This window comes from Bradyrhizobium sp. NBAIM01, from assembly GCF_020194115.1.
Lineage (GTDB): Bacteria > Pseudomonadota > Alphaproteobacteria > Rhizobiales > Xanthobacteraceae > Bradyrhizobium > Bradyrhizobium yuanmingense.
In genome coordinates, this window is sequence record NZ_JADYVU010000001.1 from 823,768 (window position 1) to 846,629 (window position 22,862).

The 22,862-nt window shown below is 65.3% G+C and carries 23 protein-coding genes; 6 read left to right on the forward strand and 17 right to left on the reverse strand.

Going from position 1 to position 22,862, the window contains the following annotated elements; translation table 11 throughout:
• The 8 genes from flgC to motA all read right to left on the reverse strand — a co-directional run bounded on the left by flgC (position 1) and on the right by motA (position 5,617).
• Positions 1-417, reverse strand: coding sequence for a flagellar basal body rod protein FlgC (gene flgC / locus I6F31_RS03800; RefSeq protein ID WP_036006988.1), 417 nt, complete (start codon positions 415-417; stop codon positions 1-3).
• 11 nt (positions 418-428) lie between these two features.
• Positions 429-830: a flagellar basal body rod protein FlgB gene (gene flgB, locus I6F31_RS03805; protein WP_225146808.1), complete on the reverse strand. Its 402-nt coding sequence runs from the start codon at positions 828-830 to the stop codon at positions 429-431.
• A gap of 64 nt (positions 831-894) precedes the next feature.
• The gene (gene flhB / locus I6F31_RS03810; RefSeq protein WP_036027429.1) at positions 895-1,980 is read right to left on the reverse strand and encodes a flagellar biosynthesis protein FlhB; all 1,086 of its coding nucleotides are present in this window, start codon (positions 1,978-1,980) and stop codon (positions 895-897) included.
• 13 nt (positions 1,981-1,993) lie between these two features.
• Positions 1,994-3,034 carry a flagellar motor switch protein FliG gene (locus I6F31_RS03815; RefSeq protein WP_036027431.1) on the reverse strand — a complete coding sequence of 347 codons (1,041 nt, stop codon included), beginning with the start codon at positions 3,032-3,034 and terminating at the stop codon, positions 1,994-1,996.
• 2 nt (positions 3,035-3,036) lie between these two features.
• Positions 3,037-3,411: a flagellar motor switch protein FliN gene (fliN, locus tag I6F31_RS03820; protein ID WP_036006979.1), complete on the reverse strand. Its 375-nt coding sequence runs from the start codon at positions 3,409-3,411 to the stop codon at positions 3,037-3,039.
• 76 nt (positions 3,412-3,487) lie between these two features.
• Positions 3,488-3,802: a hypothetical protein gene (locus I6F31_RS03825; RefSeq protein ID WP_036006976.1), complete on the reverse strand. Its 315-nt coding sequence runs from the start codon at positions 3,800-3,802 to the stop codon at positions 3,488-3,490.
• Positions 3,783-4,724, reverse strand: a complete 942-nt coding sequence (locus I6F31_RS03830; protein WP_036006973.1) for a FliM/FliN family flagellar motor switch protein — start codon at positions 4,722-4,724, stop codon at positions 3,783-3,785. Before I6F31_RS03830 ends, I6F31_RS03825 begins: the two co-directional genes overlap by 20 nt.
• A complete protein-coding gene (motA, locus tag I6F31_RS03835) occupies positions 4,721-5,617 on the reverse strand; it encodes a flagellar motor stator protein MotA (RefSeq protein WP_225184703.1) in 897 nt (298 codons plus the stop codon). The genes I6F31_RS03830 and motA overlap by 4 nt, the downstream gene beginning before the upstream one ends.
• Before the next feature lie 143 nt (positions 5,618-5,760).
• Between motA and I6F31_RS03840 the strand changes: the two genes are divergently transcribed.
• The 5 genes from I6F31_RS03840 (at position 5,761) to I6F31_RS03860 (ending at position 12,186) form a co-directional block, all read left to right on the forward strand.
• Positions 5,761-6,549 (forward strand): DUF1217 domain-containing protein, encoded by a 789-nt coding sequence (locus tag I6F31_RS03840; RefSeq protein ID WP_036006968.1) that lies wholly within the window; start codon positions 5,761-5,763, stop codon positions 6,547-6,549.
• Between the two features lie 3 nt (positions 6,550-6,552).
• Complete coding sequence (flgF, locus tag I6F31_RS03845; protein WP_225134438.1) at positions 6,553-7,281, forward strand: flagellar basal-body rod protein FlgF; 729 nt, start codon at positions 6,553-6,555, stop codon at positions 7,279-7,281.
• Between the two features lie 40 nt (positions 7,282-7,321).
• A complete protein-coding gene (fliI, locus tag I6F31_RS03850) occupies positions 7,322-8,647 on the forward strand; it encodes a flagellar protein export ATPase FliI (protein ID WP_225146807.1) in 1,326 nt (441 codons plus the stop codon).
• 814 nt (positions 8,648-9,461) lie between these two features.
• Complete coding sequence (locus I6F31_RS03855) at positions 9,462-10,097, forward strand: MarR family transcriptional regulator (RefSeq protein WP_036006959.1); 636 nt, start codon at positions 9,462-9,464, stop codon at positions 10,095-10,097.
• Positions 10,098-11,121: 1,024 nt separating this feature from the next.
• Positions 11,122-12,186: a 2-dehydropantoate 2-reductase N-terminal domain-containing protein gene (locus I6F31_RS03860; RefSeq protein WP_036006955.1), complete on the forward strand. Its 1,065-nt coding sequence runs from the start codon at positions 11,122-11,124 to the stop codon at positions 12,184-12,186.
• A 22-nt stretch (positions 12,187-12,208) separates the two neighbouring features.
• Here the strand turns inward: I6F31_RS03860 and I6F31_RS03865 are convergent, their stop codons facing one another.
• Complete coding sequence (locus I6F31_RS03865) at positions 12,209-12,793, reverse strand: LysE family transporter (RefSeq protein ID WP_128263913.1); 585 nt, start codon at positions 12,791-12,793, stop codon at positions 12,209-12,211.
• Positions 12,794-13,033: 240 nt separating this feature from the next.
• Between I6F31_RS03865 and I6F31_RS03870 the strand changes: the two genes are divergently transcribed.
• Positions 13,034-14,548 (forward strand): ATP-binding protein, encoded by a 1,515-nt coding sequence (locus I6F31_RS03870; RefSeq protein ID WP_225146806.1) that lies wholly within the window; start codon positions 13,034-13,036, stop codon positions 14,546-14,548.
• Between the two features lie 261 nt (positions 14,549-14,809).
• Here I6F31_RS03870 and I6F31_RS03875 read toward each other — a convergent pair whose 3' ends face one another.
• The 8 genes from I6F31_RS03875 to I6F31_RS03910 all read right to left on the reverse strand — a co-directional run bounded on the left by I6F31_RS03875 (position 14,810) and on the right by I6F31_RS03910 (position 22,690).
• A complete protein-coding gene (locus I6F31_RS03875; protein ID WP_225184704.1) occupies positions 14,810-15,547 on the reverse strand; it encodes an ABC transporter ATP-binding protein in 738 nt (245 codons plus the stop codon).
• On the reverse strand, positions 15,544-16,392 hold the full coding sequence (locus I6F31_RS03880) for an ABC transporter ATP-binding protein (protein WP_225184705.1): 849 nt from the start codon (positions 16,390-16,392) through the stop codon (positions 15,544-15,546). The genes I6F31_RS03875 and I6F31_RS03880 overlap by 4 nt, the downstream gene beginning before the upstream one ends.
• Positions 16,392-18,215 (reverse strand): ABC transporter permease, encoded by a 1,824-nt coding sequence (locus I6F31_RS03885; protein WP_225184706.1) that lies wholly within the window; start codon positions 18,213-18,215, stop codon positions 16,392-16,394. Before I6F31_RS03885 ends, I6F31_RS03880 begins: the two co-directional genes overlap by 1 nt.
• 54 nt (positions 18,216-18,269) lie before the next feature.
• A complete protein-coding gene (locus tag I6F31_RS03890; protein ID WP_225184707.1) occupies positions 18,270-19,427 on the reverse strand; it encodes an ABC transporter substrate-binding protein in 1,158 nt (385 codons plus the stop codon).
• A gap of 57 nt (positions 19,428-19,484) precedes the next feature.
• Positions 19,485-20,060, reverse strand: coding sequence for an alkylhydroperoxidase domain protein (locus tag I6F31_RS03895; RefSeq protein WP_225184708.1), 576 nt, complete (start codon positions 20,058-20,060; stop codon positions 19,485-19,487).
• A gap of 11 nt (positions 20,061-20,071) precedes the next feature.
• Complete coding sequence (locus tag I6F31_RS03900) at positions 20,072-20,671, reverse strand: CMD domain protein (protein WP_225185128.1); 600 nt, start codon at positions 20,669-20,671, stop codon at positions 20,072-20,074.
• Between the two features lie 38 nt (positions 20,672-20,709).
• Entirely contained in the window at positions 20,710-21,747 is a 1,038-nt protein-coding gene (locus I6F31_RS03905) for a putative FMN-dependent luciferase-like monooxygenase (RefSeq protein ID WP_225184709.1), read from the reverse strand.
• A gap of 160 nt (positions 21,748-21,907) precedes the next feature.
• Positions 21,908-22,690, reverse strand: a complete 783-nt coding sequence (locus I6F31_RS03910; protein ID WP_036027487.1) for a MetQ/NlpA family ABC transporter substrate-binding protein — start codon at positions 22,688-22,690, stop codon at positions 21,908-21,910.
• Positions 22,691-22,862: the final 172 nt, after the last annotated feature.

Below are 22,862 nucleotides of genomic sequence, written 5' to 3' on the forward strand. Positions count from 1 at the left end.
TCAACTCCTCAAGAGATCGATGGTCATGCCGAGCATGGACCTCACCTGCTTCACGACCTGGAGATTGGCCTCATAGGAGCGGTTGACCTCCCGCATGTCGGCCATCTCGATCATCATGTTCACGTTCGGCAGCTTGACGTAGCCCGCCTTGTCGGCGGCGGGATGCCCCGGATCGTATTCCACCCGGTAAGGCGTGGTGTCGACCCCGATCTCCTTGACCTTCGCGAGCTGCGCGCCCGAGGCGCGATCCATCGCCGCATCGAAGGTGATGGTCTTGCGCTGATACGGATCGGCGCCGGCGGCGCGCCCCGTCGAGGTGGCGTTCGCGAGATTCTCCGAGACGATGCGCATGCGCGTCGACTGCGCTTCGAGCCCGGAGCTTGCGACCGTCAGCGAGGCGCTCAATGAGTCCAGCATGTCAAATCACCTCAGGCCTTTGCACTCGACAGCACCATGCGGTGAAACGACCGCACGATCGCCGCGTTCATCGAATAGTCGCGATTGACGTCACTGCCCTTGATCATTTCCTGCTCGAGGCTGACGGAGTTGCCGGAGTGAACCACTTCCCAGCTGTCCTTCTTCGCCGTCGCCCGCGTGTCGGTCTCGGCTGCGGCCAATTGCATGTGCGAAGGCGACGTCGTCGCGAACCTCACCGGCATGCCGTCGAGCACCTTGCTGAACGGCTCGACGTCGCGCGCCCGGAATCCCGGCGTGTTGGCGTTGGCGACGTTGGTGGCGATGGTCGACTGACGCAGCTCGAGATAGCGCGCCTGCGACGATGCGAGTTCGAAGAGATAAAGCGGTCCCACGACGGCCCCATTCTGATCCATTCGGGACGAGCCTAGGGCGTTAAGCTTTCGTCAAGCTGTTGCGCGAAGTACCATCCTCGGAAATCTATCGGACGTTCTCGGGCCGTGGCGCCTGCTTGGATTGGAGGAAGTAGATGATCTCGGCAACGGGCCGGAAGAATTCCGCCGGAATCACCTGATCGACCTGGACTGCCTCGTAGAGCGCGCGCGCCAGCGCCTTGTTTTCGATGACGGGGATTCGGTTCTGCTCGGCAATCTCGCGGATCTTCAGCGCGATCACGTCCATGCCCTTGGCCACGACCAGCGGCGCGGCGTTTTCCTCGCGCTTGTAGCGCAGCGCGATCGCGAAGTGCGTCGGATTGGCAATCACCAGCGTCGCGCGCGAGGCCGAGGCGATCATGCGCTGGCGCGAACGGTCGCGCGCCAGCGAGCGCAGGCGCGCCTTGATCAGGGGATCGCCTTCCGCCTGCTTGTGCTCGTCCTTGATCTCCTGCTTGGTCATGCGCAGCTCGCGCCGCCAGTGGAAGCGCGCCCAGGCGAGATCGATCGCCACCAGCACGATGGTGGCGATGCAGATCGCCGAGACGATGCGCATCGCGATGTTGAGGATCATCTCCGGCAGCGCGACCGGGTCGGTGTACATGGCCTCGAACGCCCTCGCTTCGGACGCGCGCAGCACGAAGGCGACCACGGCGGTCACCGCGGCGAGCTTGAACAACGACTTGGCGAACTCGATCAGGCCCTGCGTCCCGAACAACCGCTTCCAGCCGCTGACTGGAGAGATTCGCGACATGTCAGGCTTGATCCGCTCGAGCACCAGGCGCGGCGCGTTCTGCAGCAGCGAGGCCGCGAGCCCGAACACCACCAGGATGACCACCAAGGGCACCAGGAACCGCAGCGCCTGCAGGCCGACCACGGTGAGCAGGTTCTGCGCGTCCGCACCGGTCGAGAGCGGGAAGCCCTCGGGATCGTCGAGCAGGCTCTTCAGCGTCGGCGTCAATTGCTGCACGCCCTGGCCGATCAGGAATGCCTGGATCACCATCAGCGCGGCCATCGAGGCGAAAATGGAGGCCTCCCGAGAGACCGGAATCTTGCCCTGTTCGAGCGCATCGCGGACTTTCTTCTCGGTCGGCTCTTCTGTCTTGCTCTCCTGATCGGATGTTTCTGCCATGCCCGTTCAGCGGTCAGCGGAAGACCAGCCCATCCTCCTGCTCGGGGTTGAGCTCGATTTCGCCCTTCTCCGCGAGGTCGAGTGCAAGGTCGGTGATCACACGGCGCGCCTCGAGCACGTCGCGCTGGTTCGACGGCTCGCCGATCGCGAGCTCGGCCTCGACGACGCGGCGGACGCGCGAGGCGACCGCGGACAGGATCACCTCGCGGAAATGCTTGTCGGTGCCCTTCAGTGCGACCACGATGCGGTCGGTCGGAACCTGGTCGAAGATCATGGTGCGCGCCTTCGGCGCCAGGTTGATGACGTCGTCGAAGGTGAACAACAGCTCCTTTAGCACCTCGGCCGACTTCGGACGCTTCTCCGACAGGCTCTTCAGGATGTCCTCGATGTGGCCGCGCTCCATCTTGTTGATGATGTCGGCGACGCGGGCGTAGGTGTCGGCGCCGAGGTTGCGGGCGAAATTCAGCGTCAGATCTTCGTGCAGCGTCTTCTCGAGGACCTTCATCGCGTCATCAACGATCGGCTTGAGGCTGAGCACGCGCCGCATCAACTCGTTGCGCAGACTCGACGGCAGCTGGCTCATGACCTTGGCGGCGCAGGACGGCTTGACTTTGGACAGGATGAGCGCCGCGGTCTGCGGATGCTCCTTGGACAGGTAGGTGGCCAGCGAATTTTCCGACACCGACGAGACGCGGTCCCACACAGAGCGGCTCGAATTGCCGAGTAGGTCCGTCATGATCGCCGAAACCTGATCGGCCGGAAGCACGTCGCCGAGCACCGCTTCCAGGCCACCGAGGGTGCCGAGAATGTTCGCGCCCATCGAGAACTGCTGGGCGAACTCCTCGACGATCCCCTCGAGCTCCTGCGCGGTGATCGGCCGCAGCTCCGCCGCCGCCTTGGTGACGATGCGGATCTCCTGCGGCTCGAACTGCTGAAGCACGCTCGCCGCCGCCTGCCGGCCCATGGCCAGCAGGAGCGCGGCGACCTTTTCCGTGCCGCCCAGCGTGGTAACGCCTCGCTGCTTGACGGGAGCGATGCCGACCGGTGCCGCCATGGTCAGGTATCACCCTGCCCCAGCGGTCCGACGATCTCCGTGAGTGAGACGCCGAAGCGGGAATTGTCCTCTTCGACGACGACCACCTCGCCGCGGGCGACGATGCGGCCGTTGACGACGACGTCGACGGGCTCCCCGACCCGGTGATCGAGCGGAACCACCGCGCCGCGTCCGAGCTTCATCAGGTTCGCCACCGGAATGGTCGCCGATCCCAGCACCACCTGCATGGTGACGGGAATGCGCAAGATGGCGTCGACATTGGCGAACTTGCCGGTCTCCTCGGCCGTGCGCTGGGCGATCTCGGCCAGGCGTTCCAGCGGTGACGTCTCGGTCTCAGCCGATGCAGGTGCAGACTCGTAGTCGAATGATTGCGCCATATGGTATCGCCTCTTGGTACTTCCGCTGCCGGAGCGCCGTGGCGTTCCGGCCGTATTGCTCTGCCGGTGCCGGCATTCAGTGCTTGTTCAGCTCGGCGGTCGCGGCCGTCGCCGCGGGTGCGAGCCCGCTGCGCGCATCGAGCGCTGCGATCGCCTCGTGAGCCTGGTCGATCTTCGTGCTCAGCACGTTGGCGAGGCGTCCGAGATTCGCCGTGGAATCGTGCGCCGCGGTGATGACCGTGTCGAAGGCACCCGCGGTCTCGTGCATGATGGTTGAGAATTCGCCCTGATAGCTGCGCAGCCGCGCCAGCTCGCGATGCATCCTGGTCACCCGCAGGCTGGTGAAGGCGAGCGCAACCAGCAGCACGATATCAACGAGATAGGATATCATCGACGAACTCCCGCTTCTGATCGACGGGATCTGCCACCTGCATGGCGTAATAGCCGTCGAGCTGGCCGATCTGACACCAGAACAACACCTGATTGTTGCTTTCGAGACGGGCCAGCGTGCGCGGCGTGGCCTCGAGCTCGAGCACCTGCCCGACCTCGAACTTCACGACGTCGCCGAGCGTCACCATCTTCTCGTCGAGGACGGCGCTGAGGGTCACCTCGGTCCGCTGCACCTCGCTTTCCATCTGTTCGCGCCAGCGTGGGTCGGCGGCGCGACCGTCGCTGACGACCACGTGAGCGAGCTTCTGACGCAGCGGGTTGAGCGCGGAGTGCGGAATGATCAGGAACATCTGACCGCCGCGGTAGAGTGCCTGCACCATCATGTTCGCGCAGATCGACATGTTGCTGGCGCGTCCGATCGCCAGCGACGCCATCGCGGTCTCGACACGCTCGACGCGGAAGGTGACGTTGGACGTTCCGGCGAAGGCGCCTTGCAGCGCCTTGGCGAACCGCTCGAACAGCGCCTGGACCAGCCGTATCTCAATGTTCGAGAACGTCCGTTCGACGTCAAGCGGCGGTTCCGCTCCGTCAGAGCCGAACATCGCCTCGACCATCGTGAATACGAAGTCGCGGTCGAGCATGATAATGACGCGCGAATCCCACTGCTCGGCATAGAGCACGGCCGCGACCGCGTTGCCCTCGTAGTCCTTGATGATGTCGCCGAGCGGATCGTTGGTGATGCCGTTGACCGAGAAATAGCAGGGCGTTCCGGCCATCGGCTGCAGGCTGTCGGTGCACGATGCCGCCATGCGATCGAAGATCACATTGAGCATCGGCATACGCTCGATCGATATGCCGGCAGCGTCCAGCAGGTAGTTCGGCAGCTGCTTGCGCTGGTCGACTTCTGCGTCTTCCATCATCATGCGCGCGCCGCCTTGGGTTCAGCGTCGGCAGCGATGGGCTTGGGACCTGCGATCGTCTCGTTTTCGACGACGTCGATCGAGGGACGCTCGCTGCTGGAGATCATCTTGCGGCCGTGCTCGACGGCGATCTGCGGCATGGCACCGTTCATGAATGCCAGCAGCGTCTGCTTGACGATGATGTAGGGCCGACACTTCTTCTCGCGCGTCATCTTGATCTTGATCGCGAAGGGCGAAAGCACGCCATAGGACAGGAAGATGCCTGCGAAGGTGCCTACCAGGGCTGCACCGATAAAGCCGCCCAATAGCTTCGGCGACTGGTCGAGCGCGCCCATCGCCTTGATGACGCCAAGCACGGCGGCGACGATGCCGAGCGCCGGCAGCGCCTCGGACACCGTCACCAGCGCATGATAGGGCGCCAGCTTGCCTTTCACGATGGTATGGATCTCCTCGTCCATCAGCGCCTCGATCTCGTGCGTGCGCGCATTGCCCATGATGATCAGGCGGACATAGTCGCAGATGAACTGGAGCAGCGAGGGATCTCCGAGCACGCTGGGGAACGCCTTGAAGATTTCGGAGGAGGCGGGATCGTCGATATGCGCCTCGACTTCGTTGCGCCCCTTGCCGCGCAGCTCGCGCATCAGAGCGTGGAGCGCGCCGAGCAGGTCAAGGTAGTAGCGCTGGCCGGGCACCGCGCCGGTGATGGCCTGCATGCAGGCGACGCCCGTGTCCACCACCGTCTTCCATGGATTGGCCACGATAAAGGTGCCGACCGCGGTTCCCATGATGATCACGAACTCCCACGGCTGCATGAGCACGGCCAGGTGCCCGCCCATGGCGGCAAAGCCGCCGAGCAGCGCGGCTACCGTGATGAAAATCCCCACGAAACTGCCCAACGCGCCGCTCCATCGCCGATCCCACCTGGAATACCTAGTCGGCGACGCTTGCGCGAAGCTGGCTTCGAGGTCGCCAGCCCCGCGCAAGCAATTGGCGGCAGCTTGAAGCGGGGTCGCGACCTGCGGCCAGAGGGGCGCGTGTCATGCTATCCACCATCGCGGACTACACCAGGCTGACCAAGGACATGGGCAAGTCGCTGACGCAGGTCGCGAAGCAGCCGGACGTCAGCCGCGACACCGACTATTTCCTCGGCCATATCGGCAAAGTGAAGACGATCGACGATTTCCTGAAGGACTATCGTCTCTATTCCTATGCGATGAAGGCCTATGGCCTCAGCGACATGACCTACGCCAAGGCGTTCATGCGCAAGGTGCTGACCGAGGGGGTCACGAGCAAGGACGCCTTCGCCAACAAGCTGACCGACACCCGCTACCGGCAATTCGCGACCGCCTTCAATTTCGCCGCACTCGGCGACAAGGCGACCCAGACCGCCGCGGCCACGACCGGCACCGCGACCCAGTACGTCACGCAGACGATGGAGGAGAAGGCCGGCGATCAGAACGAAGGCCTGCGTTTGGCGCTGTATTTCACCCGCAAGGCTTCCACGATCACGACCGCCTACCAGATCCTGGCCGACAAGGCGCTGACGCAGGTGGTGCAGACCGCGCTCGGCCTGCCGTCGACGATCAGCGCGGCGAACATCGACGCCCAGGCCAAGATGATCGCGGACAAGATCAAGCTCACCGACTTCCAGGATCCGGCCAAGGTGACCAAGTTCGTGCAGCGCTTTGCGGCGATGTGGGATGCGACCCAGGCCCGGAACGACAGCTCGACCAATCCCGCGCTGGTCCTGATCGCCGGCGCCGCGACGTCGGTCAGCATGGATACCAACGTGCTCACGACGCTTCAGAACATCAAGTTCAACAGGTAAGTCATGCAATCGGCTCTCTATGTGGGATTGTCGGCGCAGGTCGCCCTCGAAAAGCGCCTCCAGACGATCGCCAACAACGTCGCCAACGTCAACACGGCCGCGTTCCGCACCGACGTGGTGAAGTTCGAGACCGTGCTGTCCAAGGCCGGTCCGACGCCGGTGGCGTTCTCCTCGCCCGGCGACAACGTCATCTCGCGCGAGATGGGCAACATCACCGAGAGCGGCAACCCGCTCGACGTCGCCGTGGTCGGCCAGGGCTGGATCGCCTTCGCCGGTCCGAACGGCACGGTCTACACGCGCGACGGCCGGCTCCAGATCGCCCCCAACGGCGATCTTCAGACCGTGAGCGGCTTTCCGATCGTCGATTCCGGGGGCGCGCAGATCACGCTCGACCCGAACGGCGGACCGATCTCGATCGCGCGCAGCGGCGCGATCATCCAGGACAACAACGAGATCGGCACCATCGGCCTGTTCAGCATTCCGGCCGACGCCAATCTCGAACGCTACGGCAATTCAGGCGTGACGCCCGACCGGCCTGCGACCGCCATCGCGGACTTCTCCCGGGACGGCTTCAAGCAGGGCTATGTCGAAGGCTCCGGCGCCAATCCGATGCTCGAACTGACGCGGCTGATCTCGGCATCGCGCGCTTTCGATGGCACCAACTCGATGATCGAGGGCACCGAGAGCTCGCTGCAGAACGCGATCCGGACCCTCGGCGAACCCGGCAAGTAGATTGCGCGCCAAGCGCGCAGGATGAGGTTGGACGGTTTCCTTGAACGCTCTTCGGCAACTCGAGTGGGCGCTGCTGGAGCTTCAGCAGAGCACTCCCCTGGCAAGCGTCAGTGGCGCGATCTCCGAGATCGCGCCGACGCATTTCCGCGTCTCCGGCCTGTCGCGCTTCGTCAGGCTCGGCGAGCTCATCGGCGTCGATTGCGGCGGTAAGCGCCAGATCGGCGAGGTGGTGCGGATCGACAGCGACGGCATCATCGCCAAGCCGTTCGACCGGCAATTTGGCGGCGGGCTCGGCTCGGCGGCCTACCGGATGCCGCCGCTGTCCTTCGCGCCCGATCCGAGCTGGAAGGGCCGCGTCATCAACGCTCTCGGCGCGCCGCTGGACGGACAGGGGCCGCTCACGCAAGGGGCGCAGGCGGTCTCGGCGGAGGCGGAGGCGCCGTCGGCCATGAAGCGTGCGCGCGTGCACAAGCCGCTGCGCACCGGCGTACGCGTCATCGACCTGTTCGCGCCGGTCTGCGCCGGCCAGCGCGTCGGCATCTTTGCCGGATCGGGCGTCGGCAAATCGACGCTGCTCGCGATGCTCGCCCGCAGCCAGGGCTTCGATACGGTCGTGCTGGCCCTGGTCGGCGAGCGCGGCCGCGAGGTGCGCGAGTTCATCGAGGACGTGCTGGGCAACGACCGTCATCGCGCTGTCACAATCGTCTCGACGGGCGACGAAAGCCCGATGATGCGGCGACTGGCGCCGAAGACGGCGATGGCGGTCGCCGAATATTTCCGCGACCGCGGCGAATCGGTCCTGCTGATGGTGGATTCGATCACCCGTTTTGCCCACGCCGCCCGCGAGGTCGCGCTCGCCGCCGGCGAGCCCGCGGTGGCGCGCGGCTACGCGCCGACGGTCTTCACCGATCTGCCGCGCCTGCTCGAGCGCGCCGGTCCGGGCGAGGAGGGATCCGGCACCATCACCGGGATCTTCTCCGTGCTGGTCGACGGCGACGATCACAACGAGCCGATCGCCGACACCATCCGCGGCACGCTCGATGGGCACATCGTGCTCTCAAGGCACATCGCCGACCAGGCGCGCTATCCGGCCGTCGATGTTCTGGCCTCGGTCTCCCGCCTCGCCCACAACGTCTGGGACCCCGAGGAGCGCGAATTGGTGAGCAAGCTGCGCGCCATGATCGCGAAATACGAGGACACGCGCGACCTTCGCCTGATGGGCGGCTATCAGCCGGGACGTGATTCGGGCCTCGACCAGGCGGTCGAGATGGTTCCGCGAATCTACAACGCGATGCGACAGGGCGCATCGGCCCCGCCGAGCGCCGATCCGTTCCGCGAGCTTCGGGACATGCTCAAGGGCGACTGACGGGTGGAGAGGGTGAGGCGCCTGCCGTCCGCCCTGCCCGTGGTTTTCGACAAGAGATTGCGCATGTCGCTACGCTTCCAGCGCATGCGCGTGCACACCGGCTCACCCATTTTCGTCGTGAGCGAATTCGCCGCTCGGGTGTGCACGAGCTGGCAAGCGCTGTGCAAGCAATCGAAGAGTCTATTCTGCAAACACGACGGGAACAACCGCCGCGTGCAATTCCAATGAGTTCCCTCGACGATTCCGCGGCAGAACGCACAAGTTGTGGATGACGTGCCGCCAAACGTCATCGTGATGCACAAGCTTCGATCAGTTTGCATCAACGCAAGACAACAACGCGCGTGCAATCAAACTCTCACAATATCGAGTGCATATTACTCGCCGCGCCATGTATTGCGTTCACCATCATGTGTCCCGAACAACGAGATTGCCCTTGAACGTTACATTCGCCTGCGACGACATCCAGCCTGTGAGAGGGTCTCTACTTGATTTTGTTGAGAAGCTCATCCATCGTTTTGGTTGAGTATAAGAAACGTCTGCTTGTGACTTGAACTTTGGGGGCTTCGGTTGAGCTACTCCGATCCACCGTTTGCCGGCGACGGCAACCCGAGCTCCCGCGCGACGACCACGCCGTTGGCATGCCATCAGCGATACGGCTTCTCGCTGCGGACGATGCGACGCTCATCGGCCGAGGTCGGGCGCGGTGCGATCCGCGCCATTGTGCGAGAGTTCGACAGGGCATGCTCGTCTGACACTCAGGGCGCAAAGCGGCTTCGGGACGCCGCAGACGAAGTTCCGGGGACGAGGTAGATTCATGCCATTGGCGCGGGAAGCCGTCGAGCTGCTGGTTCAGGCGGCGCGGGCTTGGTATTTCGAAGGCAATCAGCATGGATTGCGCGATCGGGAATGGATGGCGCTGCGCTTTCTCGGGCGCGCCAACAGGTTTTCGCGCACGCCGTCCGCACTGGCCGGCTTCATCGGCGCCACACGCGCGACGGCGTCGCAGATCGTGAAGACTCTGGAGAGCAAGTCGTTCCTGGTGCGAAAGCCGTCGCATGAGGACAAGCGTTCCGTCGTCCTGCACGTCACGCCGCAGGGCGAGAAATGCCTGAGCCAGCACGACCCGATCAATCACGTGGTCAACGCGGTGACGTCGCTCGGGACCGAGGAGTGCATCAGGCTGCGCGACTCTCTCCGCGAGATCCTCAATCACCTCGATGCTGCCCATCAGCGGCTCGAAGCGAGCATCTGCCGGGACTGCATGTTTCTCGCAGAGCGCGGGCCGGGCACCGGTAAGGGGCGTGGAAACGCCGAATTCATGTGCCGGCTCTATCGTGCTCCGATCTCGCTCGAGGAGACCGAGCTGCTCTGCACCAGCTTCGAGCGCACGCGTGACCGCCCCAAGATCGAGCAGCATCTCGACCGCGAGCGCATGGCGAGCCAGGGCTGAGGCCGCCAAGAAGCGGCGCTCCATCAACGTCATTGCGAGCGAAGCGAAGCAATGACGGAGTATGAGGCGATAGCTCGCTCTCCGAGTGACGGCTGTCATTCCCCGCGAAGGCGGGGAATCCAGTACGCCGCGGCCTCTGCATTGAACAACTGTCGTCTCGGAGTACTGGATCGCCCGGTCAAGCCGGGCGATGACAGCGAGTGTGTGGTCGCAGACGTGCATATTCATTCTCGCGACTGATTTCGCCCGAGCTTTGCCTGGTCACTCCACCCTCTTGAGCCAAGAGGGCGCAGGGAAGACCGGGTGCTGACATCGCACCCGCGGTCCGCTGCGCAAAACGCACACGCAGAAAACCGCACAGCAGCATACAGGTGGTGCCAATCACTCGGCCTTCCCTGCGCGATGGTCGGACGGCTTATGCCGTGCTCTCCCGGGAGCCGAGTTCCTTCTGGCCTCCCTCACCCTCGCAAAAGTCACCGGCACCGCGCCGGTTGACGCCAATGCCGCATTCGCGAGAGCTTGACCGTAGCAACGACGGCCAGGACCACACGGTTTTGCCGTACGCACGGCCCGCCATTTCGCCGCAGTTTTCCCTGGCACCGTCGACAGCGCCGGAAACTTACAGACGAGACGAGACCTAGCAGCGCCGTTCGTCCGCGCGCGGCCGCGAGCTCACCGGGGACTACCCTCCCTGCCCGCTACCTTTCGCGCCCGACGCTGCCGCGTCCACCGCAAGCCCGGCTCGCGACAATGACGACCTCATGATCGCCCCTCGAGATTGAGCCGGGATGACCGACACATACGACAAATCCGAATTTCGGTAAAGAAGAATATCTTTGCTTCACGGGATTGACACGAGGCCGAAACAGGCCGCCAGGCTGGCCCTCGAACCCGCAGGGACCAGACGCACCCTTGTATGCATTATCCCAGTTGCCATTCCCCTGCGCTTCGCTTTACATGCCCCCAACTGTCCCGCGGAACGGCCGGGGCTGAAAAATCATGCAAATTGCCAAGGGGACGGAGCATGGCGCGCAACATATTGATTCTTGGGGCTTCTTACGGCTCCCTGCTGGGCACGAAGCTGCTCATGGCCGGCCACAACGTGACCCTGGTCTGCCGTGCCAAGACAGCGGAGCTGATCAACCGCGACGGTACCGAGGTGCGCATCAAGCTACGCGACGAGGCGGTGCACCGGGCGATCTTCTCCCGCAACCTCCCTGGCAAGCTCGACGCGGTGACGCCGGCCAATGTCGACCTCTCCCGCTACGATCTGGTCGGCCTCGCGATGCAGGAGCCGCAATACACCAACCACACGGTGCGCGTCCTCATGGTCAAGATTGCCGCGGCGAAGCTGCCGTGCCTGTCGATCATGAACATGCCGCCCCTGCCCTACCTGAAGCGGATTCCGGCACTCGCCGACATGGATCTCGAGGAGGCCTACACCAATGCGCAGGTGTGGGAGCGGTTTGAGCCCGGGCTGGTGACGCTGTGCTCGCCCGACCCGCAGGCCTTCCGGCCGCCGGAAGAGGCCGCCAACGTGCTGCATGTCGGCCTGCCCACCAACTTCAAGGCGTCGGTCTTCGCCGACGAGAAGCACAACAAGCTGCTGCGCGAGCTGGAGGCCGACATCGACGCGGTGACGCTCGACGGCCACGACGTGCCGGTGAAGCTGAAAGTGTTCGATTCCCTGTTCGTGCCGCTGGCGAAATGGTCGATGCTGCTGACCGGCAATTACCGCTGCATCACGCCGAACGAGCCGCAGTCGATCCGCGACGCCGTGCACGGCGATCTCAATCGTTCGCAGACAATCTACGACCATGTCGATGCGATCGCCCGCCGCCTCGGCGCCGATCCGCAGGACCAGGTGCCGTTCGCGAAGTACGCCAAGGCCGCGGAGAGCCTGCTCAAGCCGTCATCGGCGGCGCGCGCGGTCGCGAGCGGTGCGCCCTTCATCGAACGCGTCGACCTGCTGGTGAAGCTGATCTCGCATCAGCTCGGCGTGCCCAACGCCGAGATCGACCGCACCGTCGACACCGTGGACCAGAAGCTGAACGAGAAGATCGTGCAGGGCGGCTCCGGCGCGCAGTAGCGCCGCTCCCACCGAGGTCCGCTCAGGCAACCAGGAAGGATTGCAGCCAGATCAGGCCGGTCACGGCGACCAGCGTAACCGCGCCGGTGCGCGTGACGAGGTCAGGGCGCCCGAGGCGACGGGCGCCGCGGCCGAGCGTTGCGCCGAGAATGATCCACGCGGCGCCGGCGGTGAGAATCTGCAGCGCGATCACGCCGAGCCACGGCAGCAGTTCGAGCGGCCCGGCCCCAAGCGGCAGCAGCAGGAACGCGAAGACCAGTGCTTTCGGGTTGAGCAGCGTCGTCAGCAACACCTGGCCGAAAGTCACCGCAGCGCCGTCGCGCAGCTCACGCGTATTGACGCGCCAGAGCATGACGGCGAGGCACAGGATGTAGATGGTCACGGCGACGCGGAGCAGCAGCGCCGCAATCGGGATGTCGCTGATGATTGGACCGAGCGCCAGCCGCAGCACCGCGATCGCCAGCAGATAGCCGCACAGTTCCGCCGCAAGCAGATGAAGGGAGCGCGAGATGCCCGCTCCGGCCCCCGATGTCGCCAGCAGGGTGTTGGTCGGCCCCGGCACCGCCAGCAGGAAATAGGTCGCCGTGAAGAAGGTCAGAAAGGTCATACTGCCAGATAGCAGCTCTCGAACCCGTCGATCTTGATCTGCGTCATTTGGCCGAGCGATGGCGGTCTGCACCATCTTCCCCGAGCCGAGGCCTTTCGGCACCGGGTTCCTGCCGCTCACGGCGGATGCTTTCCGGTTTTGGCGTGGGCAACACCACCTGATTCGCGCTGGAGCGCTCGACGCGCCGCGGCTGGATTGATAAGCCGCTGTCCGCGAATGACGGGACTTTGAGTCGGGGACATGACGGTTGCGATCGAGATGGGGCAGACCACGGCAGGCGCCGCGGCCGCCATGGACCTCGAGGAACTGCTGGCGACCCGTCTCCTGGTGCAGGGCAATTCGGGCTCCGGCAAGTCGCATCTGCTGCGGCGGCTGCTGGAACAGAGCGCACCCTGGGTGCAGCAGGCCATCATCGATCCCGAGGGCGACTTCGTCACGCTGGCCGAGCGCTTCGGCCATCTGGTGATCGAGGCCGAGGATCACACCGAGCGCGGCCTCCAGGTCGCGGGCGAGCGCGCGCGGCTGCATCGCGTCTCCACCGTGCTCAATCTCGAAGGGCTGGATGCCGAGAACCAGATGCGGCGCGCGGCTGCCTTCCTCGGCGGGATGTTCGACGTCGACCGCGATCATTGGTACCCGATGCTGGTGGTCGTGGACGAGGCGCAGCTGTTTGCGCCGGCGGTGGCGGGCGAAGTCTCGGACGAAGCACGCAAGCTCTCGCTCGGCGCCATGACCAATCTGATGTGCCGCGGCCGCAAGCGCGGGCTTGCCGGCATCATCGCAACCCAGCGCCTGGCCAAGCTCGCCAAGAACGTCGCGGCCGAAGCCTCGAACTTCCTGATGGGGCGGACCTTCCTCGACATCGACATGGCCCGCGCCGCCGACCTGCTCGGCATGGAGCGGCGGCAGGCGGAAGCCTTCCGCGATCTCGAGCGCGGTCAGTTCATGGCGCTGGGACCTGCGTTGTCGCGCCGGCCGCTGCGCCTCAACATCGGCCCGACCGAGACCAGCCCGCGCAATTCGACACCGCGGCTGATGCCGCTGCCGGAAGCCACGCTTGAAGATGCCCGCGCGGTCATCCTCGCCGCACCGCCGCCCGATGCCAGCCGGCCGCAGCGACGGCCGGCGCCGGATCTGCTCGAGCAGCTTCGCGCGGCGAAGGCCGCCCCGGTGCCGGAGATTCGGGCCGAAGTGGTCGAGGCTCCCGTCAGTGCCGAAGAGCTCGCCGAGCGGCGCGAGCGCGTGGATCGCACGCTGCGTGCCGTGATGGCCGAGCCCGATGCCGGCTTCCGCGCCATCGGCGTGCTCTATCAGGAGTTCGTGGTCCGCTGCCGCATCGAGGGGTTAGGGGCGGCGGTGCCCGATCTCAACGAATTCCGGCGCATGCTCACGCATGCGCGCGCTGGCCTCGGTGCAGACATCGCTGATGACGATGCCTGGCAGGACGTCTCGTTGCGCGCATCCATTTTGCCCGACGACATGCAGGGCGTCTTCATGATGATCGCGCGCGCGGCGAAGGAGGGCTGGCCCTGCCCCGGCGATGCCGCGATCGCCCGCGCCTACGGCTCGCATTCGCTGCGAAGGGCGCAGCGGCTGCTCGGCTATATGGAGGAGCAGGGCCTCATCGTGGTGCAGCTCGACGGCGGCGGACGGAGGATCGTGACGCTGGTGGAGCTGGCCTGGGCAACCGCGCCGGGCGATCCCAACGGGGATGATCAGCCCGCGGAGCAGGTCGCAAGCGTGGCGTCGGCTTGATCGGTACTACGAATGAGATGCGCTCCCGCTTGCGCACGGCTATCATATTTGAGAATTCTTTCCTCCGGCCATCCTTCGAGACGCCCGCTTGAGGCGGGCTCCTCAGGATGAGGACGGAGTGCGCGGCAGCAGTGTCAACGGGCACAGAACGTTAATGAGCCTCATCCTGAGGAGGCGCGTCAGCGCCGTCTCGAAGGACGAGGCGTGCACGCAGGCCGCCGCCACAAGCCATATGCGATAGCCCTGCCTGCGTTGAGACGCTTACGCCGCCTCGGAGCCGCCGAGATAGGCGTCGCGGATACGCGGGTCGTCCTTCAGCGCGCGGGCCGGCCCTGACAGCACGATCTTGCCGGTCTGCAGCACATAGGCCTCGTGCGCGATCTCGAGCGCGAGGCTGGCGTTCTGCTCGACCATGAAGACCGAGACGCCCTCCTGGTTGATGCTGCGGATCAGTTCCAGCACGCGATCGACATAGAGCGGCGACAGGCCCATGGTCGGCTCGTCCATCACGATCATGCGGGGGCGGCTCATCAGCGCGCGCGCCATCGCCACCATCTGCTGCTCGCCGCCTGAGAGCGAGCCGGCACGCTGCGCCAGCCGCTGGCCGAGCTTCGGGAACAGCGTCAGCATCTTGTCGAGATCCTGCGCAATGGCGTCGCGGTCGTTGCGCACGAACGCGCCCATCAGGATGTTCTCGCGCACGTTCATGTCGGCGAACAGCCGCCGCGCCTCCGGTACCGAGGCGATGCCGCGGCGGATGATCTGCGGCGTGGAAAGCCCGATCAGCGAAGCCCCGTCGAACGTCACCTCGCCCGAGCGCGGCTTCACCAGTCCTAAGATGATCTTCATGGTGGTCGACTTGCCGCTCGCGTTGCCGCCAAGCAGGCAGACGATGTGGCCGCGCCCGACTGTGATCGACAGGTCGAAATGCACCTGGGCCTGGCCGTAGAAGGTGTTGACGTTCGATAAGGCCAGCAATGCTTCGGGTACGCTCGTCATGCCGCGCTCTCCTGCTCGGTCGTCCCTGACAGACCGTGGCCGAGATAGGCCTCGATCACCTTCGGATCGGTCCGCACCTGCTCGCCCGGTCCTTCCGCGATCTTCTTGCCCTCGTCCATGACGATGACGCGGTCGGACAGGCGCATCACCATCTCCAGCTTGTGCTCGATCAGCAGGATGGTCAGCCCTTCGGCTTTCAATTCGGCGACGAGCCCCTGCATCTCCGCCGTCTCGGTCGGGTTCATGCCGGCAGTGGGCTCGTCGAGCAGAAGCAGCCGCGGCTTCAGCGCCAGCGCGCGCGCGATCTCGACGCGGCGGCGGTTGGCGTAGGAGAGGCTATAGGCGGGCTGATCGACCCGCGGCAGCAGCCGTTCGCCGAAACGCGCGAGGATGACCTTCACTTCCTCACGCAGTTGCTCTTCCTCGGCCCTGACGCGCGAGGGACGCAGCAAGGCCAGCCCCAATTCCAGCAGCGGGCCGATCACCGGCACCGCCGGCTTCACCACGCGCAGCCGCGTATGCGCGCCGATCAGGACGTTGTCCATGACGCTGAGATTGCCGAACACGCGGCCGAGCTGGAAGGTGCGCGCGATGCCTTCGGCCGCGAGCCGCTCCGGCGACAGGCCAGTGATGTCCTGCCCTTCGAAGCTGACGGTGCCGGCATCTGGCCGGTCGAGCCCGGTGACGAGATTGAACAGCGTCGTCTTGCCGGCGCCGTTCGGGCCGATGATGCTGATCAGCTCGCCCTTGGCAAGATCGAGGTCGATCGTATCGACCGCGGTGAGGCCGCCGAAGCGGCGCGTCAGGCCGCGCAGGGACAGCATGGAGTGAAGCTGCTCCGCCATCAGACCGTCCCCAGCAGGCCCTGCGGCCTAAACCGCACCAGCAACAGCAGAACGATGCCGTAAATCAGGATGCGGTACTCCGCCGCGACCCGGAAGACTTCGGGCAGACCGACCAGCGCCACCGACCCGACGATCGCGCCGACGACGTTGCCGAGACCGCCGAGGATGACGACCGTCAGCGCCAGGATGGATTGCTGCGTGTTGAAGGTCTCATGGTTGATGTAGGAGTAGAGATGCGCGGCGATGCCGCCGCTGATTCCTGCGGCGAAGCCGCCGAAGATGAAGGCAAGCGATTTGTAGCGGTTCAGGCTGAGGCCATAGGCGCGCGCGGCGATGTCGTCGTCGCGGATGGCGCGAAAGCTGCGGCCGAGATGCGAGGTGAGCAGCCGCCCCTGCAGCAGCGCCAGCACGACCATTACGAGAAGGCTGAACCAGTAGACCGAGGACGGGCTGATCAGTTCATAGCCGAATAGAGCCAGCGGCGGAATGCCGGAGATGCCGATCGGGCCGCGCGTCACGCTCTCCCAGTTCAGGATCACAAGCGCCACGATCTCGCCGATCGCGAGCGTCGCGATCGACACGTAATGCCCGCGCAGGCGGAAGGACGGCGAGATCAGGAGCGTGCCGAGCGCGGCGCTCATCAGGCCACCGCCGATGACGGCAAGTCCGGCCGGAACGGCCAGCGTCAGCGACAGCAATGCGGAGGTGTAGGCGCCGATCGCAAGCAGCGCGGCATGACCGAGCGAAACCTGTCCCATGGTGCCCGCAACCAGCGTCAGGCTTAGCCCGAGCATGCCGAGCAGCCAGGCATTGACCAGGGTCTGGAGCACGTAGAAGGACACCGGAAACAGCGGCAGGATCGCAAAGCCGGCAACGGCGGCCAACAGCGCCCAGCGCGGAATGTTCACTGGGCGGCTCGGCGCGATGAAGGTGCCGGTGAGCGGCTCGGGCGGCGCCTGCCGGGGACTGACGAACAGGCCGTTCGGCCGCAGCACCAGCACGAGCACCAGCAGCAGAAAGGCGAACAGGTTGCGGTAGCTGGTGCCGAGCACGGCGACGCCATAGCTCTCGACGAGACCCAGCAGCAGGCTGCCGATCACCGCGCCCGGCACGTTGCCGGCGCCGCCGACGACTTCCGCGACGACGCCCTTGAGCGTCGCCTGAAGGCTCATCGCCGGGTCGATCTGGTTGTAGTACATGCCGACCAGCATGCCGGAGACGCCGCCGAGCGCGGCGGCGATACCGAACACCGCTTGATTGACCCGGTTGACGTCGACGCCCATCTGCATGGCGGCGTCGCGATCCTGCGCGGTGGCACGCACGGCCCAGCCGAGCTTGGTGTAACGCAGGAACACGAACAGCAGCAGCGCACTGCTGAGGCCGACGCCGGCAATGAGCAGATCAAGCGACCCGATCGTCCCGCCACCGACCTGGAAGCGGACATCCGGCAACTGGCTCGGCAGCGCCCGCGGATTGGGCGAGAAGATCAGCATCACCAGCTGGTCGAGCACAAAGCTGATGCCGATGGTCGCGAGCAGCGGCGCGATGCGCACCGAGTTTTGCAGCGGCCGCAGACCGAACCGCTCGATGATCAGACCGACGATCGCCGCGGCCACGGCGACCACGATGATGGTGAGAGGCAGCGGCGTGTGCAGCTGCACCACCGCGATCCAGCCGATATAGGCGCCGACCAGATAGATCGAGCCTTGCGCGAAGTTGATCAGCCGGCTGACGCCGAAGATCAGCGCGAGCCCGACTGCAACGAGCGCGTAGACATTGCCGACGATCAGCCCGTTGATGGTGTGGTCGAGCCAGGAGGACACGCAGTATTCCTAATCAGGGAGAAAGCGGCCGGAGCGATCGCTTCGGCCATCACATCAGGTCGGCTTGCCGTCCCACAGCGCGAACTGACCCTTGCGCACGACGAGCTCGGCGTTCATGGCGCCCTTGACGCGGCGGCTCTCGACGTCGAACGTCGCCTGACCGAAGATGACGCTGGAGACGTCCTTCACCTTGGCGAAGGCATCGCGGATGGCGCGGCGGTCGGTGCCGCCGATCTTCACCACGGCAGCGGCCATGTTCATCGCGTCATACGAATAGGCGTTGAAGGCGTCGGGCTCCTGCCCGTTATACTTGGCCTTGAAGCCGTCGATGAACTTCCTCACCTCGGGCCGCGGATCTTGCGGGAAATAGCGCGTGCCGAGATGGACGTCCTCGACCGCCTCGCCCCCGAGCTCCAGGAATTTCGGCGAGTACACCGAGCTGGCCGCGCAGATCGTCTGCTTCAGGCCGACCTGGCGGGCCTGGCGCGCGATCAGCGCGCCGTCGGAATAATAGGAGATCAGGATCAGCCCGTCCGGGCTGGCGTCGCGCACGCGCACCAAGGTGGAGCGGAAGTCGCGTTCCTCGGCGATGTAGCCCTCGGTGATCGCGACCTCGGCGCCGTATTCCTTGGCCGCCTTGACGAAATGGTCGCGGCTGGTGCGGCCCCAATCGGTGTTGAGGTGCAGCACCGCAAGCTTCTTCAGGCCGAGCCGCCTGACGGCGTAGGACGCCAGCAGCGGCTGCTCGTCGGCCTGGCTCACGGACGTGCTCCACATGAAGTCACCGCCCTTGGTGAAGTCGGGGTGCGAATTGGTGAAGCCGAACTGCACCAGGCCGCCGCGCTGATAGATCGGGGAGGCCGCCATCGAGGCGGGACTGGAGAAATCGCCGAGCTCCATGACGATGCGGGGATCGGAGACGAATTTCTGGGCGATCGCGACCGACTGGCGCGGATCGCTCTGGCTGTCCTCGAACTGGTAGGCGAGCTTGCGGCCGTTGATGCCGCCGGCGGCGTGAATCTCGTCGAGCGCGAGATCAAAGCCCTGCTTCCATTGCGCGCCATATTGCGCGTTCGGTCCCGTGAGGGGGCCGCTGACCCCGAGCAGGATCGGCTCGGCGGATTGCGCCAGTGCGGCGCGCGAGAGGGCCGTGCCCGCCATCATGGCGGCGAGCGAACCTTTGACCAAGGTACGGCGATCGATGTTGCTCATTCACGGCTCCATCCATTCATGTTGATACAGCAGCAATTCTCGTGCCGGTGAGATTGCCTATTTCGAGGGCTCGCCGAGCGACAGCATCAGCCGGTTCGCCCAGTTGAAGAACGAGGCGCCGTTGATGACGTCGACGATCTCGGCGTCGTCGAGACCGGCGCGGCGCAGCTCGGCGATATTGTCAGGCCCGAATGCGATCGGCGTTGCGGCCAACGCCACCGAGGCCTTGACCACCGCATTCCAGCGCTCACCGAGATCGGCCCCAACGCCCTCGTCAAGCAGACGCTGCACGTCGTCGCGGCGCTTGGAATAGGTGCTGGCGAAGCGCGCATGCACGGAGGCGCAATAGATGCAGCCGTTGTAGCGCGAGGTCGCGGCAGCGGCGAGCTCGCGCTCGGCGCGCGGCAGGCCGTCGGCGACGTTGTAGAAGATGTCCTTGTCGGTCTTGGTGCGGGCCTCCAGAACTTCGGGATCGCGCACCAAGAGACGAAAATATTCCGACTTGGCGCGGGCGCGGTCGACGAGGCCGGCGTAGTGCCGCTCGGTCAGCTCGGCCTCGGGCAGAGGGTCGATCCACGAGACCCAGCCGAGCTCGTCCTGGGTGAAGGCGACGGGCGGATTGACGGTGCTCATGATTGGACCTCCTACGCGTTCGCTGCGGCGAGCGTGCGCAGGCCGCTGACGACGCGCACCTGGAACGACAGGAACGCAACGAGCTGGGACAACGTGACGATGCCGGTGGATGACCAGCCGGCAGCCAGTAGCGCCTTCATGTCGGCGGACGCGGCATCGCGCGGGTGGAAGAGAAGCAGATGCGCGTGCTCCAATGCTGCGACCAGCCTGGCGCCGAGGACAGGCTTGCGCTCCGCGCTGACGCGATAGATCAAGCCGGCCTTGTTCTCGATCGACAACGGACCGGCCGGATAGGCGCCGTATGGGCCGGAGGTCTTGCCGCGCTCGATCTCGGCGTTGATCGCATCGAGCAGAGGCGCGCCATCCGCAGTCGCGGCAAGCTTGTCGCGATAGAAGGCGGCGACGGGGGACTCGCCATGGAGCCCGGTCGCGAAGGCCGCGACCACCGCGCGCTCGGCAAGCGAAAAATCGCCGGCCTCGATCGGCTCGACCAAAGCGAGATAGCTCTTCTGCGCATTCTCGCGCGCCTGCAGGCGGCGCGCGCGGATGGCGTCGAGCGTGGAGCCGGGCTCGATGCCGGCGAGCGTGTCGATGATGTCTTGCGTTCCCATCATTCAGCCTCGTGCAACGCGTTTTTCGTTCATTCCGGCTAACCTGCGAGGGCAATGTCTTTGGCGGCCGTCCGGGTCCAGCCCAGCACTGGGGCGACCTTGTCGGCGACGAGCTCGATGGAGCGCAGGACGTCAGGATGCGGCGCATCGACCGAATGCACCTGGAAGACGAGATCGGTCACCCGTTCCAGCGTGGCGTCGGTGCGGAGCGAGGCAATGACGTGGTCGGCATCGCCGACATGGGTGTCGAACGCGGTGATCATCTCCTCCAGCGTCTCGCCCGGAGGGGGATGTCCGCCCTTCATGAATTGCGGCAGCGCGCGGCGCAGTCCGATATCGGCGAGGCGCAGCGCCTCGCGATGGTCGTCGGCAACGAAGATGCTGCGCGAGGCCATGATGCGCGGCTCGCAGCCCGGCGGCAGCGCGGCGAGATAGGCATCGATGATCGGGTTCTGGATCTCGGCGAGCGTCGCGTTCGGCGCGTCCTTGGCCCGTGGCTGCGTGCGCGAGAGCAGGAGGCCGTCGCCGGCCTTGCCGGCGCGGGCGCCGCCGGCAACGGAGAACGTCGCCTGCCAGATGCGCTTATCCAGTTGCGGCCGCTGCGGATAAAGCGTATCGCCGCCCTCGAGCGGCTTGCCGGTCAAGGCCTTGCGGACGATGTCCAAATTGCGGGCAAAGATCTCGTTGCGCTGGGCGCTGTCGAGGCCGAAAGCGGCGAAGGCGGACGGGTTGCCGCCGGTGCCGACGCCGAGCTCGAAGCGGCCGTTGCAGAGGAGATCGAGCACCGCGGCATCCTCCGCCACCCGCACCGCGTTCTCCAGCGGCAGCGTGACGATGCCGGTGCCGAGGCGGATGCGCGAGGTCTGCGCGGCGACATAACCCAGGAACGTGAAGGGCGACGGCAGGCCGCCCTCGCGCTCATGGAAATGATGCTGCGCGATCCACGCGGAATCGAGCCCGGCCTTCTCGGCGCGCACGATCTGCTCGGCGGCGAAGCGATAGCGGTCCGCCGCCGGCGCCTCGTCGAGCAGCCGCGTGAAGAAGCCCAGGCGTTTCAGGTTGGCAAAGCGTTTCATACGATCCCTGTCGGGCGAGGATGGGCCCCGATGATGTCGGTTGCCGCAGTTCCCGACAAGCGGGCATTACGCAGGGCACATACGCAAGATTCCTGCGCAAGGCTGATCGCAAGGCTGCCCGCCGGATCGCCTTGATGTGGACTCTGGGCGGGCAGATTGCCTACCAGCTCGGCAGCACCGCGCCCTTGAACTTGGTCAGGACGAACTCCTTGACCTCAGGCGTGTGGTAACTGTCCACGAGGATCTTGACCCAAGGCTTGTCCTTGTCGGCGCTGCGCACCGCGATCAGGTTGACATAGGGCCCCTTCGGGTCCTCGCGCAGGATCGGATCCTTGACCGGATCGAGGCCCGCCTGGGTTGCATAGTTGGTGTTGATCGCGGCGGCATCGACGTCGTCGAGCGCGCGCGGGGCCTGCGCCGCGTCGACCTCGATGAACTTCAGCTTCTTGGGATTGTCGGTGATGTCGAGCACGGTCGGCTTGAAGCCGGTGCCGTCCTTCAGCTTGATCACGCCCTTGTCGCGCAGCAGCAGCAGCACGCGGCCGCCATTGGTCGGATCGTTCGGGATCGAGACCTTGCCGCCCGCGGGGATATCGCCGAAGGCCTTGTGCTTCTTCGAATAGACGCCGATCGGGAAGTTCACGGTCAGGCCGACGGATTCGATCTTGTAGCCGCGGTCGGCCTTCTGGTTGTCCAGGTAAGGCTGGTTCTGAAACGAATTGGCCTGGATCTCGCCGGCATCGAGCGCGGCGTTCGGCACCACGTAATCGGAGAACTCCAGGAGCTGGATGTCGAGGCCCTGCTTGGCGGCGATCGGCTTCACCGCTTCGAGGATCTGCGCATGCGGCCCCGGCGTCACGCCGATCTTGATGGTCTCGGCCGCGGCTGCGGCGGACCATGCGGCCAGCACGGCAGAGAGAATCAGGGGAAGGCGAAACGGCATCTTGGTCTCCTTGGGTCTTGCGGCAACGGACCCGTATTCCCTTTTCTGCGGTGCGAAATCAATGAAATGGAAATCCATATTGTCCGCGGCTCGGGGCCAGCCTTTCTCCATTCGGCCGCAAACGGAAAACGAATGCAGAGTGCGACAAAGTGCGCGCGCGTAACCCGGATGA